This is a genomic window from Actinoallomurus sp. CA-142502 (genome assembly GCF_050936355.1).
Taxonomy (GTDB): domain Bacteria; phylum Actinomycetota; class Actinomycetes; order Streptosporangiales; family Streptosporangiaceae; genus Actinoallomurus; species Actinoallomurus iriomotensis.
This window is the reverse complement of sequence record NZ_JBNJMY010000001.1, coordinates 9,607,179-9,622,632: the sequence shown is the minus strand read 5'-3', so window position 1 is coordinate 9,622,632 and position 15,454 is coordinate 9,607,179. Positions and strand designations below refer to the sequence as shown.

General features: G+C 70.7%; 15 protein-coding genes and 1 pseudogene. 7 read left to right on the top strand and 9 right to left on the bottom strand.

Going from position 1 to position 15,454, the window contains the following annotated elements; translation table 11 throughout:
- Window positions 1–6: 6 nt before the first annotated feature.
- From ACQEV1_RS44995 to ACQEV1_RS44980, 4 genes are read right to left on the bottom strand one after another with little or no spacing between them, the layout of a single operon-like run.
- Entirely contained in the window at window positions 7–555 is a 549-nt protein-coding gene (locus tag ACQEV1_RS44995) for a hypothetical protein (protein WP_285579869.1), read from the bottom strand.
- A 4-nt stretch (window positions 556–559) separates the two neighbouring features.
- Window positions 560–1,150: a DUF6286 domain-containing protein gene (locus ACQEV1_RS44990; protein ID WP_285626691.1), complete on the bottom strand. Its 591-nt coding sequence runs from the start codon at window positions 1,148–1,150 to the stop codon at window positions 560–562.
- 46 nt (window positions 1,151–1,196) lie between these two features.
- Window positions 1,197–2,042: a formyltetrahydrofolate deformylase gene (gene purU, locus ACQEV1_RS44985; RefSeq protein WP_285626745.1), complete on the bottom strand. Its 846-nt coding sequence runs from the start codon at window positions 2,040–2,042 to the stop codon at window positions 1,197–1,199.
- Entirely contained in the window at window positions 2,039–3,424 is a 1,386-nt protein-coding gene (locus ACQEV1_RS44980; protein WP_433403282.1) for an MFS transporter, read from the bottom strand. Before ACQEV1_RS44980 ends, purU begins: the two co-directional genes overlap by 4 nt.
- A gap of 105 nt (window positions 3,425–3,529) precedes the next feature.
- On the opposite strand from ACQEV1_RS44980, the gene ACQEV1_RS44975 reads away from it, so the two are divergent.
- A complete protein-coding gene (locus ACQEV1_RS44975) occupies window positions 3,530–4,318 on the top strand; it encodes a helix-turn-helix domain-containing protein (protein WP_433403281.1) in 789 nt (262 codons plus the stop codon).
- A 63-nt stretch (window positions 4,319–4,381) separates the two neighbouring features.
- Here ACQEV1_RS44975 and ACQEV1_RS44970 read toward each other — a convergent pair whose 3' ends face one another.
- Complete coding sequence (locus ACQEV1_RS44970) at window positions 4,382–5,176, bottom strand: MarR family winged helix-turn-helix transcriptional regulator (protein ID WP_433403279.1); 795 nt, start codon at window positions 5,174–5,176, stop codon at window positions 4,382–4,384.
- A 251-nt stretch (window positions 5,177–5,427) separates the two neighbouring features.
- On the opposite strand from ACQEV1_RS44970, the gene ACQEV1_RS44965 reads away from it, so the two are divergent.
- Entirely contained in the window at window positions 5,428–5,928 is a 501-nt protein-coding gene (locus ACQEV1_RS44965) for a NucA/NucB deoxyribonuclease domain-containing protein (RefSeq protein ID WP_433406108.1), read from the top strand.
- 341 nt (window positions 5,929–6,269) lie between these two features.
- Window positions 6,270–10,469, top strand: coding sequence for a carboxypeptidase regulatory-like domain-containing protein (locus tag ACQEV1_RS44960; protein WP_433403276.1), 4,200 nt, complete (start codon window positions 6,270–6,272; stop codon window positions 10,467–10,469).
- On the opposite strand, the gene ACQEV1_RS44955 is transcribed toward ACQEV1_RS44960, so the two are convergent.
- Together ACQEV1_RS44955 and ACQEV1_RS44950 are read right to left on the bottom strand one after the other, a co-directional pair.
- Entirely contained in the window at window positions 10,402–10,929 is a 528-nt protein-coding gene (locus ACQEV1_RS44955; protein ID WP_433403273.1) for a helix-turn-helix domain-containing protein, read from the bottom strand. The genes ACQEV1_RS44960 and ACQEV1_RS44955 overlap by 68 nt on opposite strands.
- A complete protein-coding gene (locus ACQEV1_RS44950) occupies window positions 10,866–11,249 on the bottom strand; it encodes an ATP-binding protein (RefSeq protein ID WP_433403270.1) in 384 nt (127 codons plus the stop codon). The genes ACQEV1_RS44955 and ACQEV1_RS44950 overlap by 64 nt, the downstream gene beginning before the upstream one ends.
- 251 nt (window positions 11,250–11,500) lie before the next feature.
- On the opposite strand from ACQEV1_RS44950, the gene ACQEV1_RS44945 reads away from it, so the two are divergent.
- Together ACQEV1_RS44945 and ACQEV1_RS44940 are read left to right on the top strand one after the other, a co-directional pair.
- Entirely contained in the window at window positions 11,501–11,656 is a 156-nt protein-coding gene (locus ACQEV1_RS44945) for a hypothetical protein (protein ID WP_433403267.1), read from the top strand.
- Window positions 11,653–11,760, top strand: a complete 108-nt coding sequence (locus tag ACQEV1_RS44940; RefSeq protein ID WP_433403265.1) for a DUF397 domain-containing protein — start codon at window positions 11,653–11,655, stop codon at window positions 11,758–11,760. Before ACQEV1_RS44945 ends, ACQEV1_RS44940 begins: the two co-directional genes overlap by 4 nt.
- A 103-nt stretch (window positions 11,761–11,863) precedes the next feature.
- Here ACQEV1_RS44940 and ACQEV1_RS44935 read toward each other — a convergent pair.
- Window positions 11,864–12,016, bottom strand: a pseudogene (locus tag ACQEV1_RS44935) (transposase); the annotation flags it as partial.
- 326 nt (window positions 12,017–12,342) lie between these two features.
- Between ACQEV1_RS44935 and ACQEV1_RS44930 the strand changes: the two are divergent.
- The gene (locus ACQEV1_RS44930) at window positions 12,343–12,957 is read left to right on the top strand and encodes an RNA polymerase sigma factor (RefSeq protein ID WP_285626761.1); all 615 of its coding nucleotides are present in this window, start codon (window positions 12,343–12,345) and stop codon (window positions 12,955–12,957) included.
- On the top strand, window positions 12,950–14,029 hold the full coding sequence (locus tag ACQEV1_RS44925; RefSeq protein WP_433403261.1) for a CU044_5270 family protein: 1,080 nt from the start codon (window positions 12,950–12,952) through the stop codon (window positions 14,027–14,029). Before ACQEV1_RS44930 ends, ACQEV1_RS44925 begins: the two co-directional genes overlap by 8 nt.
- A 15-nt stretch (window positions 14,030–14,044) precedes the next feature.
- Here ACQEV1_RS44925 and ACQEV1_RS44920 read toward each other — a convergent pair whose 3' ends face one another.
- Window positions 14,045–15,418: an MFS transporter gene (locus tag ACQEV1_RS44920; RefSeq protein ID WP_433403258.1), complete on the bottom strand. Its 1,374-nt coding sequence runs from the start codon at window positions 15,416–15,418 to the stop codon at window positions 14,045–14,047.
- Window positions 15,419–15,454: the final 36 nt, after the last annotated feature.

The window sequence follows — 15,454 nt, the reverse complement described above, 5'->3', positions numbered from 1 at the left end:
GACGCCTCAGATTACGCGGCGATCCTCATTTCGGTCAGCACGCTTCACCCGGAAGTCGATCACACCGCCGAGGTCGGCGCGGTTCAGCGTCGTGCGCAGGCGGACCATGGCGTCGTCGCGGATGCGCCACGCGAGTTCGCCCAGGTCGGCGTCTGCTTCGCACATCACCCGTACCCGCATCGCGGGGCGCCGGGCGCTGCCGGAGAGCCGCGTGCGCACCCGGCGCACCCCCGGATAGGAGGTCACGTCGGCCGCGATGGCGCGGGCGGCCACGCGCGCCGCCATGCGGGTCGTTCGGGCGCGTGCGTCGCCCATCGCGAGCCGCCGCAGCGTGCGGCACCGCCACTGCGCGGCCAGCCACGCGCTGCCCAGCATCGCGACCGTCAGCGAGCCGCCCGCCACGGCCGGCCAGAACCAGAGATGCGCCGCCACCCACCGCGACGTCGACGCGGTGACGAGCGGACGGCTCGCCCGGAACAGCCCGGCGGCCAGTGCCGTGCCGCCGCCGCCCAGCAACACCAGGCCGGTCAGCGCCAGCCAGACGCGGTTGAACATCCGATCAGTCCTTACGCTCGCAGACGCGTACCGCCACCTCCGGCACGCGAACCGGATCGAGCTCCTCCAGCCGGTCGCGTACGGCGTCGGCCACCTGCTCGCCGAGGTGCTCGGGGTCGCTGAACCCGGTGACCGCGCGGATCTCCGCCCGCGGCCGCAGCCGTCCTCGCAGGCGCACGGTCGCGGTGTCCACGCCGGGCACCTCCAGCACGCTGGCGTGCAGGGCCGCCCGCAGCGACGCCCGGCCGAGGCCCGTGACGAACCTCGGGTCGTCGCCGGCCAGCGGCGCCGTGCTCGTACGGCCGGGCAGCACCGCGGCCAGCACGAACAGCAGCCCCGCCAGCGTCATGCCGCCACCGGTGGCCGCGACGGCCGGGTCGTCCCACGCCAGCCGGGAGAGCCGCGCGGTGACCTCCGGACGCACGACCGGATGGCCGAGCCGGCTCGAGATGACGTGCACGGCGACGGACGCCCCGGCGGCGGTCAGCAGCGAGGCGGCCAGGCTCGCCGGCAGCACCCGCCGTGGGCGGAACGCGCGCACCGCCGCGCGGCAGGCACGGGAGCGGTCGTTCGCGGAGTCACCTCGATCACGCACCGTGGCATTGAACCACGGTGCGTGACGCGAGGTCGCGGACGACAGGTCAGCGGAGCACCACGGTCCGGTCGGCGTTGATCAGTATGCGGTGCTCGGCGTGCCAGCGGACCGCGCGGGCCAGCGCCAGGCACTCCATGTCGCGGCCGACCGCCATCAGCTCCTCCGGGCCGTGGGTGTGGTCGACCCGGGCGACCTCCTGCTCGATGATCGGCCCCTCGTCCAGGTGCGGGGTCACGTAGTGCGCGGTGGCGCCGATGAGCTTCACGCCGCGTTCGTGCGCCTGGTGGTACGGCTTGGCGCCCTTGAAGCTCGGCAGGAAGGAGTGGTGGATGTTGATGATCCGGCCGGGCAGCTTCGCGCACAGGTCGTCCGACAGGATCTGCATGTAGCGGGCGAGGACGACGAGGTCGGCCCCGTAGTGCTCGACCAGCGCGAGGATCTCAGCCTCCTGCGCCGCGCGGTTGTCGGCGCCGACCGGCAGGTGGTGGTAGTCGATGCCGTACGACTGGGTCAGCGGCCGCATGTCGGGGTGGTTGGAGGCGACCGCGACGACGTCGACGCCGAGCAGGCCGGAGCGCTGGCGGTAGAGCAGGTCGTTGAGGCAGTGCCCGTGCTTGGAGACCAGGATCAGCACGCGGGTGCGTACCGCGAGGTCGTACAGGTGCCAGTCGAGGCCGAAGTCGACGGCCAGGGCGGAGAACGCCCCGGTGAGCGCGTCGCGTAGACCGTCCGGCGCGTCGAACTGCGTGCGCAGGAAGAACCGGCCGGTGCCCCGGTCACCGAACTGCTGGCTCTCCACGATGTTGCAGTCGCGGTCGGCCAGCACTCCGGACACCGCGGCCACGATGCCCGGCCGGTCGGGGCAGGACAGCGTGAGCACGTACTGTGTCATGCCCCGAGCTTACGGTGAACGCCGAGCTCAGACGGCCGGGCAGCCGGCATCGGCGGTCGCGTCGCGGTCGCGGCGACCGTATGCCACGCCCCGGCCGCCGCCAGGCACAGCAGCGCGGCGAGCAGCACGGTCACCTGGAGGAGGCCCTGGGCGGAGGTGCGGGCGCCCAGGTAGACGCCGCCCAGCGTGGCGATGGCCAGGGTGTTGGCGAGCAGCGTGCCCGTGTTGGTCAGCGCCGACACCGCGGACGCCCGCGCCGGGCCCGCCGTGGCGGCGAGCCGCTCGACGAGCGGGCTGAAGCCCGCCGCGTGACCCGCCCCGGCCACCACCAGCAGCGGGATCACGAGCGGGGACCAGCCGTGCCGTACGGTCAGGGCGATGAGCGGGGCGGCCGCGGCGAACACCAGCGGCCCGGCGACCGGCAGCGGCCCGCGTACCGGCAGGCGCGGCCAGGACAGCCCGGCGGCCGCGAAGCCGGCCGTGTACGGCAGGAAGGCCAGACCCGCGCCCAGCGGCGACAGGCCCAGGCCGCTCTGCAGGTGCAGGGCGAGCGAAAAGATCAGACCCGTGTAGGCGCCCATGACGGCGCACGCCGCGAACAGCCCCGGCGCGACACCGGGCGCGCGCAGCACGCCGAGGTCCAGCAGCGGGCTCGCCGCGCGCCGCTCGTACCACGCGAAGGCGGCCAGGCCGGCGCATCCGGCGGCCAGGCACACCCAGGTCCACGGCGGCCGGCCCTCCTCTTGGCCGAACACGAGCGGCACCACCACGGCGGTCATCGCGGTGGACAGGATCAGCACGCCGGGCACGTCGAGCCGGGACCGTACCCGCTCCCGCCCACCGGGCAGCGAACGGGAGCCGACGGCGATCAGCACGGCGCCGACGGGCACGTTGAGCAGGAACACCGGACGCCACCCGGCCGCGCTCACGATGAGGCCGCCGGCGATCTGCCCGATCGCCACTCCCAGCGCGAGCACCATCGAGTACAGGCCGAGCGCGCGCGCCCGGGCCGGCCCGGAGAAGCCGAGCTGGACGAGGGACAGCACCTGCGGCAGCACGAGCGCCGCCGAACCGCCCTGCGCGAACCGTGCCGCCACGAGCGCCGGGCCGTCCGGCGCCAGCCCGCAGGCCAGCGAGGCGGCGGTGAACCCGGCGAGCCCGCAGCGGAACAGCCGGCGGTGCCCGTACAGGTCGCCGAGCCTCGCCCCGGTGACCACGAGCGACGCCATGGCGAGGATGTAGCCGCCGGTGACCAGCTGCAGCAGCGCGTCGGAGGCGTGCAGCCCGGTACGGATGTGCGGCAGGGCGACGGTCACGATCGATCCGTCCATCGACACCATGACCTGCCCGGTCAGCAGAACGACGAGTGACCCGCGACGCATGCGCCCTCCCAAGACGACCTCGGGCAGTCTGCGCCGCCGGGGCGGGTGCCGGCTTGACGATTCTTGCTCTCTCGCGGACCTTTTCGGCTTCGTTAGTGTGGCGGGGTGCTGTCCAGTGTTCCGCTCGCCGGCGGACCCGACTTCTCGGTCGCCACGGTGCGTTGTGCCGAGCACCGGCCGGGATGGTCGCCGCCCGAGCAGGCCGGGCGGCATCAGGTGGTGCTCGTACGCTCCGGCCGGTTCCGGCTGCGCTCGGAGGGGCGCGACGCGCTCGCCGACCCCACGGCCGGCTACCTCCAGGTGCCCGGAGACCTCGTGAGCTTCGCGCATCCGGCCGGGGGCGACGTCTGCACCGCGGTGACGTTCTCACCGGCCCTGTGGCGGTCGGTGGCCGGGGACGACCGGCGTCCGGCGTCGGCGTCGGTGTACCTCGACGGGCGGCTCCAGCTCGCCCACCGGCGCCTTCTGCGCGCCGCGCCGGACGTCGCGTTCGCGATGGCCGAGCAGCTGGTCGGCCTGCTCGACGGCCTGCTGCGTGGCCCCCGGAGGCGGCCCCCGCGCCGCGGCAGCCGCCGGACCCTGGCCGACGAGGCCCGTGAGGCGCTGCTGACGGACCACCCGGAGGCCGGAGGCCTGATCCCCCTGGCCCGGCTGCTCGGCGTGTCACCCAGCCACCTGAGCCGGACGTTCCAGCATGAGACGGGCACGAGCCTCACCCGCTACCGCAACCGGATCCGCGTGACCCGGGCGCTCGACCACATCGAGCAGGGCGCGGACCACCTCGCCGGCATCGCCGCCGACCTCGGCTTCGCCGACCAGGCCCACCTGTGCCGCACCGTACGCACCGAACTCGGCCACACTCCCACCGAGGTAAGGCGCCTGCTCGGAGCGTGACCGTCGCGGTCGCCGCCGGACGCCCATCCCGCGGAGTGACCGCGCTGGTCAAGGAGGCCCTGCTCAGTCGTCGGCGGCCTGTACCGCGACGGCGATCGGCTCGAGCGCCGCGACCAGCTCATCGAGCTCGTCCGTGCTGAGCACGTCGTACGCCGGTGCCGCCAGCTCGTCGGTGAGGGCCTCGATCCGCTCCCTGGTCTCCCGGCCGGCGTCGGTGAACCTGCCGGCGGCGTCCACGAGGCCGCGGTCGCGCAGCCCGTCGACGACGGCGGCCAGCCGTGCCTTGGGCAGGTGGTGGATCCGGCCGAACTCCTCCGGCCTCATTCCGAGGGAGAGCGCGATGAGGACGTGGGCCTCGGTACCGCCGATGCCGTGGGCGACGAGCGCGGCGTTGTGGCCGTCCCCACGGTGCTCCCGCAGCAGCGTCGCCGCGTGCCAGAGCCTGGCCACCGGCTCCTCCGGCACGTCGAGCGCCCGGAGCGCGGCGTACAGCACTCGGCCCTCGGTCGGCGCGCCGACCGCTGCTCGGGTGGCGAGGTCGGCGACCCGCACCAGACCGGGGGAGTCGGCGAGCTCCCCGATCATCTGCCGCAGCGCGGCGACGCTGCCCCGCTCGCGTACGGCGATCGCCTCCTCCGGGGTGGTCTTCCCCCAGACCCACGGGATGTGGCGCGCCACCTCGCCGTCGGCGAAGTTGTAGAAGACCGCGTGCACCACCTCGGCCGGTGCCGGCCCCAGCGGCGCGGCCCGGCCCGCGAAGTATCCGTCCCAGTAGTCGCGCATGCCGAGTGCCAGGAACGCCTCGTTCGGCACCTCGGAGAAGGTGACGGTGGCGATCGGCTCGACGAGCTCGAACATGCGGTGAACCTTGGCCTGTGGGTGCGGCATCGGTCGGTACCTCCGGTGGTCGTGGCAGCCCCTCGTAGGCGGCCTCTCACCCTCTCTACGAACGACGCGGCCCGGATCCGACAACCCCGGCCTCGACGAGCCCCACCGGTAATGGAAAAGAGCGGTGAACGCAGTGAGGCCGGGTACGCATTCCCGGTCTCCGGAACGCGCGGTTTCGCATTTTGACGTTCTGCGAAACGACGGGCCGGTTCATCGCCGGCGTGGATTTCGCGCGGCGCGTTCACGCTGTACATCGACGCGGACCGCATCGCCCGGGGGACGTTCAAGATGCGGTTCGCCTTCACGCACCCGGAGTCACTCCAGGGCAGGGACCAGCTCGGCCCGGACGGGACGCTTCGATTCGACTCGTCGCCCGACATGAGGGCCAAGCACCAGAACGGCGTCATCTTCCCGGCGACGTCGTACCTGACCTTCAGCCTCCAGGACCCGAAGGCGCCGCAGAGCATCCGCACACGTACGGTAAGCCGAAGAAGACCGACTGCGACGAGTACCCCTTCGCCAGCACCTACCAGGGGGCGGCGCGCGCGCACGGCAACTTCTCCGTGATGATCGTCCCCGATGGGGACAACCGGAGCTCGGGCTCGCGGCCGGGCAACTGGTACGCCACCGACCGGGTGCTGGACGGCGACCCCTTCTACATCAACGTCGTCGGCACGCCCCCGGCCACCCTGCCCAGCGCGCCGATCTTCCACCTCCCCTGACCGGAGGGACCGCGTCGTGACCGAGTGTCTCCAGCGCCTCGAGACGATCGTGCTGCACGGCGCGGTGTCCGTGACCGAGGTCACGACCGGCTCAAAGATCGGCGCTCGATTCTTGTAGGAGTCGGCGCTAGCGCTAACACGGCGCCTGTGCCGACGGCCGAAAACCGTTACTGAACGTCGTAGGTCCGCCTTTTGTAAGTGACGTGTCATTTTCCGCAAGAGCTGTAGTCATAACGTAACGTCCACATTCGGACGGTGATCGTAGTCAGGCCTTGAGTCAATATCGGCTTGTTCAGTGACCCGTATCGGGTCATCGATTCCCCCCGCTGAGGAAGGCCTGCATGCCCCAACCCTCCAGGGCGCGGCGTACCCGCCGCGTGTCTGTTCTCGCCGCGGCCGATCCCGCGGCGAGGAGACTGAGCGCCTGGCTGCTGGCGCTCGCCGTCGCGGTGGCCACGGTGATCGCCGTCCCCGCCGCAGCCGGCGCGTCCACCAAGGCGCCCCTCCCACGTTCCAAGGCCACGAGCCCGACCTCCGCCGGCCAGCACCCGACCCACAACGTCTGTGCCGAGGCCGAGAAGGCCGGGCAGGCGTCCTGTATGTCCGTGGTCCGCGACGACGTGATCGGTCCGAAGGGCGTCCAGCCGGCCGACACCCCCGCCGGCTTCGGGCCGGCGGACCTGCTCAGCGCGTACAACCTGCCCTCGGGCGGGGCGGGCCAGACGGTCGCCATCGTCGACGCGTTCGACGACCCGACCGCCGAGAGCGACCTGGCCGTCTACCGGCAGCAGTACGGCCTGCCGCCGTGCACCACGGCGAACGGCTGCTTCAAGAAGATCGACCAGCGCGGTGGAACGAGCTATCCGCCGCCGGACGCCGGTTGGTCCGGGGAGATCTCGCTCGACGTCGACATGGTGAGCGCGATCTGCCCGAGCTGCAACATCCTGCTCGTCGAGTCGGACGACAACTACATGGACAACCTCGGCGCGGCCGTGAACCAGGCCGTCGCGCAGGGCGCCAAGTACGTCTCCAACAGCTACGGCGGCGGCGAGGGATCCGACGAGACCTCCTACGACGACTCCTTCTTCCACCACCCCGGCGTCGCCATCACCGCCAGCACCGGCGACGACGGCTACGGGACCAGCTACCCGGCCGTGTCCCCGTACGTCACGGCGGTCGGCGGCACCTCGCTCGCCAAGGACACCTCCACCACGCGGGGCTGGACCGAGGCGGCGTGGAGCGGAGCCGGCAGCGGCTGCTCCACGTACGAGACCAAGCCCTCGTTCCAGACGGATTCCGGCTGCTCGCGCCGCGCGGTCGCGGACGTCTCCGCGGTGGCCGACCCGAACACCGGCGTCGCGGTCTACTACGGCGGCTGGCACGTCTACGGCGGCACCAGTGCCTCCGCCCCGATCATCGCGTCGACCTACGCGCTCGGCGGTACGCCGGCGGCCGGCTCGTCGCCCAACTCCTTCCCCTACGACCAGACCTCCGACCTCAACGACGTCACCTCCGGCAGCAACGGCAGCTGTGACCCGGCGTACCTGTGCAAGGCCGGCACCGGCTACGACGGCCCGACCGGGCTCGGCACGCCGAACGGTACGGGAGCGTTCCACTCCGGCCCGCGCGGCGTCGTGTCCGGTACGGTCACCGACGGCACCAACGCCCTGGCGGAGGCCAAGGTCAGCGTCGGCGACACCACCACCACGACGGACGGTCAGGGGCACTACTCCCTGAACGTGCCGGCCGGGACGTACGACGTCACCGCGAGCAAGTTCGGGTACACCTCCAAGACCGTCTCCGGCGTCGCGGTCGAGGACGGCCAGACGGTGACCGAGAACTTCGCGCTGACCGCGAGGTCGAACGTCCACGTCACCGGCACCGTACGCGACGGCTCGGGCCACGGCTGGCCGCTGTATGCGACCGTACGGGTCAAGGGTGAGACGACGGCGGTCGCCTACACCGACCCGAAGACCGGGCGCTACGACATCACCGTGCCCGCGGACGACACCTACTCACTGCAGGTCGACGCGCTCTACCCCGGCTACACGCAGGGCACGGCGGACATCACGGTCGGCTCGGCGGACGCGAACAAGGACGTCGACGTCGCCGTCGACCAGACGACCTGCAGCGCGGCCGGCTACGCCTACCACTACGACGCCGGCACCACGCAGTCGTTCGACGGCACCACCGCGCCGAGCGGCTGGACCGTCGACGACAAGGTCGGCAACGGCCAGACCTGGGTGTTCACCGACCCCGGCAACCGGACCAACCACACCGGAGGGTCCGGCGGCTTCGCCAACATCGACAGTGACAAGTACGGCAACGGCGGCAGCCAGAACAGCTCGCTGATCAGCCCCGTCGTCGACTTCACCGGGAAGGCTCATCCGTACCTGTCCTTCCGCTCCGACTACTACGGCATCAGCTCCTCGGTCGGGGACGTCGACTACAGCGTCGACGGCGGCCAGACCTGGAGCAACGTCTGGCACCACACCAGCGACAGCGCTCGCGGGCCGCGGACCGAGTCCGTGGACCTGTCCGCCGCGGGGAACAAGAGCGCGGTCCAGCTGCGGTTCCACTACACCGGGAAGTTCAGCTGGTGGTGGCAGGTCGACGACGTCTTCCTCGGCAGCCGCAGCTGTGACCCGACCTCGGGTGGCCTGGTCGTCGGCCAGGTCCTGGACAAGAACACCGGGGCCGGCGTGAACGGCGCCTCGGTCACCTCGGCCGACAAGCCGGCGGAGAAGGCGATCTCGGCGGCGACCCCGAACGACCCGAACCTGGGCGACGGCTTCTACTGGCTGTACTCCTCGGCCACCGGAAGCCACAAGTTCACCGCCACCGCGTCGAACTACACGTCCCAGGACGTCACCGTGAACGTGGCCGCGAACTGGGCGACGGGGGCGAACTTCTCGCTCGGCGCGCCCCAGATCACGATCACTCCGAGTTCGGTCGACAAGACGGTCGCCTGGCAGGGACAGGCCAGCCAGACCGTGACGCTGAAGAACACCGGCACCGCACCGGTCACCGCCAAGATCGGTGAGAGGTCGGGCACCTACCAGCCCGCGGCGCAGGGCGCCCCGCTGCAGAAGGTGAAGGGAGACTACTCGTCCGGACGGTTCCAGTCCGGCAAGGTGGACGCCAAGGCCAAGGCGAAGGCCGCAGCCGCGGCCGCCGCGAGCCCGTACGCACCGCCGTGGACCGCGACGGCCGACTACCCCTCGGCGGTCATGGACAACGGCGCGGCGACGATCGACGGCAAGGTGTACTCGGTCGGCGGCGTCGACGGCCTGGCCACCAGCGCCAAGGCCTACGTCTACGATCCGGGCACCCAGGCGTGGAGCGCCCTCGCGAGCATGAGCGCCGGACGCGAGGCGCCGGAGGTGGCCGCGCTGAACGGCAAGCTGTACGTCTTCGGTGGCTGGTCCGACTCCGGTGACACGGTCGCCAAGACGGAGATCTACGATCCGGCCGCGAACACCTGGACGACCGGGGCCGACAACCCCAAGCCGTTCGCCGGCGCGGGGGTGACCGTGGCCGACGGCAAGATCTATGTCGTCGGCGGCTGCGCCGACGCCTGCGGTCAGACAGGCGTGCAGGTGTACGACCCCGCGTCGAACTCCTGGAGCTCGGCGCACGCGTACCCCGAGTCGACCGCCTGGCTCGGCTGCGGCGGCCTCGGCGACAAGGTGTACTGCGCCGGCGGCACCGCGGGCACGGCCTCGTCCAAGCACGCCTACGCCTACGACGCGTCGTCCGACAGCTGGAGCTCCGTCGCCGACCTGCCGATCGACCTGTGGGCGATGAGCTCGTCGACGGCCAACGGCCAGCTGCTCGTCTCGGGCGGCGTGACCAACGGCACCAGCACGCTCACCAACCAGGGCTTCGCGTACGACCCGGACGCGAACGCCTGGACCGCGCTGCCCAACTCCAACAACACCCTCTACCGCGGCGCCGCCGCCTGCGGCTTCTACAAGATCGGAGGTTCGACCGGCGGCTTCAACGCGGTCAAGAACAGCGAGCAGCTGCCCGGCTACGACCAGTGCGACGCCGCGGGCGGCGACGTCCCGTGGCTGTCGGAGGACAAGTCGGAGGTGACGATCAAGGCGGGCGGTACCGCGAAGGTCGTGGTGTCGCTCAACGCGAACGTCGACACGATCACCCAGCCCGGCACGTTCACCGCGCAGGTCACCATCGGCGCCAAGACCCCGTACGGGGCCCTGGCCGTCCCGGTGACGCTCACGGTGAACCCGCCGAAGACCTGGGGCAAGATCACCGGAACGGTGACGGGTGCCGGCTGCACCGGCACACCGGCACCGCTCACCGGGGCGACCGTGGAGATCGACTCGTGGACGGCGAGCTACACGCTCAAGACCGACAAGAACGGTCAGTACGTGCTGTGGCTCGACACCCGCAACAATCCGCTCACCCTGATCGCGGCCAAGGACGGCTGGGCACCGCAGACCAGGTCCGTCAAGATCGCCAAACTGGCCACGACAACGGCCGACTTCGCCCTGAAACCCGACCACACCTGTAGCTGACCCACGATGACCGTACGGGCCGGCCTCCCCGGCCCGTACGGTCGCCTCCCCCTGCTCGGCGACGGTCGCGCAGGCGTACGTGGCGGCCGAGCAGGCGGCGCATGGCGCCGTAGCTCATGCCGAACTCCTGGGCGACCCGGCGGATGCTCCAGCCCATCTCATAGAGCCGAACCGCGTCCTGTTCACGGGCGGCGGGGGACACGTCGGCGTCTGTACGCGCATCGAGGAGCGTCTGAACATCGGCCCGGCGGTACCGCCGGTGCCCGCCCGGCGTCGGCACGGCGGTGATGCGCCCTTCGCGTGCCCACCGGGCGATGGTCGTCGTACGGACACCGAATATCTCCGCCACCTCTCGTGGCCGGAGCAGGTCGTCGTACGGGTTCAGAGGGCGGTCGTTCAGCGGCACGTGAGAACCGCCCAGACCGTTTTCCCGCCGTCGGGGAGCACGTCGAAGCCCCATGCATCGGCCAGCGCCGCCACGACGAGAAGGCCACGACCGTCCTCCGCCCGGTCGTCCCCGATCCGTGCCCTGACGATCGGTTCGTCCACGGAGTGATCACTTACCTCGATCCGCAGCGTTCGCTCGTTCACGATCAGGCGCAGCCTGAATTTCTGTCCCAGTTTGGTGGCATTCGTAGTGAGTTCGCTGACGACGAGAGTGGCGTCGTCCAGCAATTCCTTCATGTCCAATTCACGGAGGAAATGCGTCGTCGCCGACCGGGCCTGACGGGCCGCTTCCTTGGCCGGAGCGAGCGTAAGCGTGAACAAATCCGAGACCATAAGCACCTCCTTTTGCTACTTTTCGAATCAGCACAATGGAGGCGTGCGACTCAGCTGTCGCTGGCTCGACGAGAAGCAGGCGGCGAAGCTCGACTCGCTCTGGAACACCCACGGGCACTTCACGCGCCTCCTTGAGTACGCCTGCCGGGCCCACAATCCCGCCTGGATGAAGCAGCACGCCGACAAGGAGAGCCGGGCTGCGGAGAGGTCTGGGCGGTTCCTTCAAAATCCTCTAAAACGAAACCGGGGATGTGGCTTACTCCGAGGCTCAGTTCGGTGGGAGGCTGCTGGTGGCCGCAGCCGAGGTGCGAAGCCTTGCGGTACTGTACGAGCGAGTCGGAGCGCACGCACTTCCCGAGAATCAATCTCGGGAAATGATCAAGCGAGCCTTGGAGAGCCTCTTATGACAACGCTTGACTGGCGAAAGAGCAGCCGAAGCAACGCCCAGGGTGTGGATTGTGTCGAGGTCGCGCGTATTTCCTCCGAAGACGCCGAGCGCTTGGCCGACTAGTACTCCAGCCGTAGTTAGTGATCTTGTTTGTGTTGATGCTGGTAGTGGCATCGTCGGGTGGCCGGCAGAGCATCGCGAATAGTCGGCGGAGCTCGTGGGCCGCAGCGCGCAGCCGGCCCACGCCGGTGGGGACCTGATGAGCGCGTGAGACGGCCAGGACACAGTTGATCCGCCGGTCTTCCAAGAACCGGCGCAACGGCCCGTTATCGCCATAGGCCTCATCGGCGGTGACCCAGCCGAACGGCACCCCGGCGGTACACCTGAAGCGTCCAGCGGTGGCCGTCTCATCTCTCCATGCCTACGTCTACATGCGTCTCGATACGTCTCCAGACGTGTGCCTACGTGTCGAGATGCAGCGACACGTACAACCCCCGACGAACACCTCATCCGGCAGCCCGACCAGCGATGATCACCATCTGCGGCTGGAGTACCAGGGCGGCCGTCAGCTTCGCTCCCGCCGGAACCACCGCTAGGCCGGGCCGGTGGTTGGGGTCGGGGCGTGAAAGCGCTGAGGGAGATCGGGTGAGACCTGGGTGACCGCCAACGCGCCATAGAGAGGCCGCACATGAGACGGAGCCCAATGTGACCGCTGCGATCGGAGATCCAGCGATGCGCGCGGCCAACGACGCCGCCGTGATCCGCGAGTCCCGGGATGTCCCTGAACGCTTCGGAGCGATCTTTGATGCCTACTTCGCCGAGATCCACGCGTATGTGGAGCGGCGGATCGGGCCGGAGAATGCCTCCGACGTGGCCGCAGAGACATTCCTGGCCGCGTTCCGTAAACGCGACCGGTACGAGCCCGCGCGTGCCAGCGTGCGTACCTGGCTGTACGGGTTCGCGACCAATCTCGTCGGCAAGCACCGGCGCGGTGAGGTGCGAGCACTGCGCGCCATGGACCGGATCGCCGGGGACGCGGGGTCCATCGCCGGGGACGCCGGGTCTGAGGAACTCGAAGCGCGGATCGCCGCTGAGGGCCTGCGGGGGCGGCTCGCGGGGGCACTCGCCGCGCTGTCCGCCGGGGACCGCGATGTGGTGTTGCTCGTCGCGCTCGCCGAGTTGAGCCATGAGGAGGTGGCCGCCGCGCTGGACATCCCGTACGGCACGGTCGGGTCACGACTGAACCGGGCCAGAAGAAAGCTACGTGAGGCGCTGGGCGGGACCAATCCACTGCTCGACCTGGAGGAACACGATGGATGAGATCCAGCTGGTCCGCGATCTCTACGACCGGCCCGCGCCCGTGCCGGCGCACAAGGTCGCCGCGGCCCGCGCCCGTCTCGATCGGCTGAGCCGGCCCTCTCGTCGGCGGCTCTTCGGCGGCTCGCGGTTGTTGCCGTTCGGGCTCGGGCTGGCGGCCGCAGCCACCGCGGTGACGCTGACGGTCTTGTCGGCCGGCACCGGTCCAGAGTCGGAGACAGACCAGGATTCCGGCCGTCGGCTCCTGCTCGCGGCCGCGGAGAAGACCGGCCACCAGCCACAGCCCAACGGACGGTATTGGCATGTGCGGATACAGGTGAGCGACCTGTTGCTCTTCGGCACACAAAGCAACCCGTACTGGATCAAGACGCACGACCGTCTGGAGTACTGGATGGCGCGCGATCCCGAAAAGCCCGGCTGGGACCTGACACAGCACCTCGGTGCCGAACCGGCGAGTCCGGCCGACGCAGCGGCCTGGCGGCGCGCGGGCTCGCCGTCACCGTTTGAGAACAAACGGCTCCCGGACTTCCACGCGGAGGTCACGCCGGGACCAGGGAAGGCGACGCTCGAGCAGAGTGATCCGAACCTTGAGATCCTCACCGGACGGCCTTTCTCGCTCCGGCAGGTCTTCGCCCTGCCCGCGCGCTCGGACGAGCTGGAGGCGACCATCCGCGACTACCTCAGCCGGCAGGCCGAGCACAACGGCGAAGATCCTCCGGACGATGCTCGAATCTTCGACTTCGGCAGCGAACTGCTGGTGCGCGCGCCGCTGACGCCCCAGGTCCGCGCGGCCACCTACCGGATGCTCGCTGGGCTTCACGGCGTCAAGAAGGCAGGCGCGGCGAAGGACGAGGCCGGCCGATGGGGCACGGCGATCGCCATAGGCGGCGGCACGGACAAGGACGGGAACCACGTTCCGCAGTTCCGGCTCATCATCGATCCCTCGACAGGCCAAGCACTCGCCGACCAGACGGTGGTGCAGAAGTCGGACACGAAGGTACCCGCCAAGCCCGGCGCCGCGTTCACCTCCTTCACCATGCTGGAGTCCGGCTGGACCGACACGGCGCCGAAGTGACCGCACCCTACGGGGTCAAGGCGGCCACCTCGACGCCGTAGGAACCACGTCCGGCCGGGGGTGCAGTAGCCCGGCCGCGAGTGCTCCGCAGGTGACGGCGAGGATTCCGCAGACGGCGAGTGCGCCGGTGACACCCGCTGCGGCGCCTCCGGGAGTCGGCGGGCGGCTGTGGAAGACCGTGCCGCAGGTCGCGACGCCGAGGGCGAGCCCCAGTTGGCGGGCGCTGTTCGCGGCGGCGCCGGCGGTGCCGGCGTGGGAAGGCGGTACCGCGGTGGTGGCGACCGCGGGCAGGACAGGGGAGACCACGCCGGCTCCGGCTCCGGTGAGCACCAGGAACGGCAGCAGTGCCGGCCAGCCGGATCCGGCGTCGAGGGCGAGGCCGGTGAGGCAACCGAGACCGACCGCGACCGTTCCCCCGCCGAGCGTCCAGCTCTGGGGCAGTCCGTGCAGTCTGCTGCTGACCAGCCCCGACACGCCCATGAACACCACCAGCTGGACGGTGAGCACCAACGAGGTCGCGGACGAGCTCGTCCGCAGTTCGGACTGCAGCCATGTGGAGATGTCGGGCAGTGCGCCGAAGGCGGCGAAGTAGTAGGCGAACGCCGCCAGCAGCACGCCGGCGAACGCCCGGGTGCCGAACAGTGCCGGCGGGAGGATCGGGTGGGCGCCGGCACGTTCGGCCAGTACGAAGCCGGTGCCGGCGGCCACGGCGACGGCCAGGCCGAGCAGCGTACCGGGCGCCGACCAGCCGGAACCGGTGATGACGGTGTAGGCGAGTGAGGTGACCGCCACGCTGATCGTGACGACTCCCGGCCAGTCGATCCGCCCCGGAGTGGCGGGCATGTCGGGCAGTGAGGTGACGGCCAGCACCAGTGCGAGGGCGCACAGCGGGAGCGCGGCGAGGAACGTCGACCGCCAGCCCAGATGCTCGGTGAGCACACCGCCGCCGACCGTGCCCACCGCCGAGGCGGCGCCGGCCACCGCGCCCCACACCGCGAACGCGGTTCCCCGCGCCCGGCCGGTGTAGGTCAAGGCGATCAACGGCAGGATCGTGGCGAACATGGCGGCCCCGGCCACCCCCTGCACCGCACGGGCCACGATGAGCATCAGCGGTGTGTCCGCCAGCCCGCAGGCCAGCGTGGCGACGCCGAACACGGCCAGCCCGACCGTGTGGACCCGCCTGCCGCCCAGCACGTCGCTGAGCGACCCCGCTCCCAGCAGCAGTCCGGCCAGGGCGAGTGTGTACACGTCGATGATCCACTGCTGGGCGCCGAACCCGGCGTGCAGTTCGGCGCCGATGCGCGGCAGGGCGACCGTCACGATCGTCGTGAACAACAGCAGCAGGAACGTGCCGAGACAGCACGCCACCAGTGGCAGCCAGTACCTCATGCCCGACACTGTGCTGTAATGCCCTTATGCCGGTAA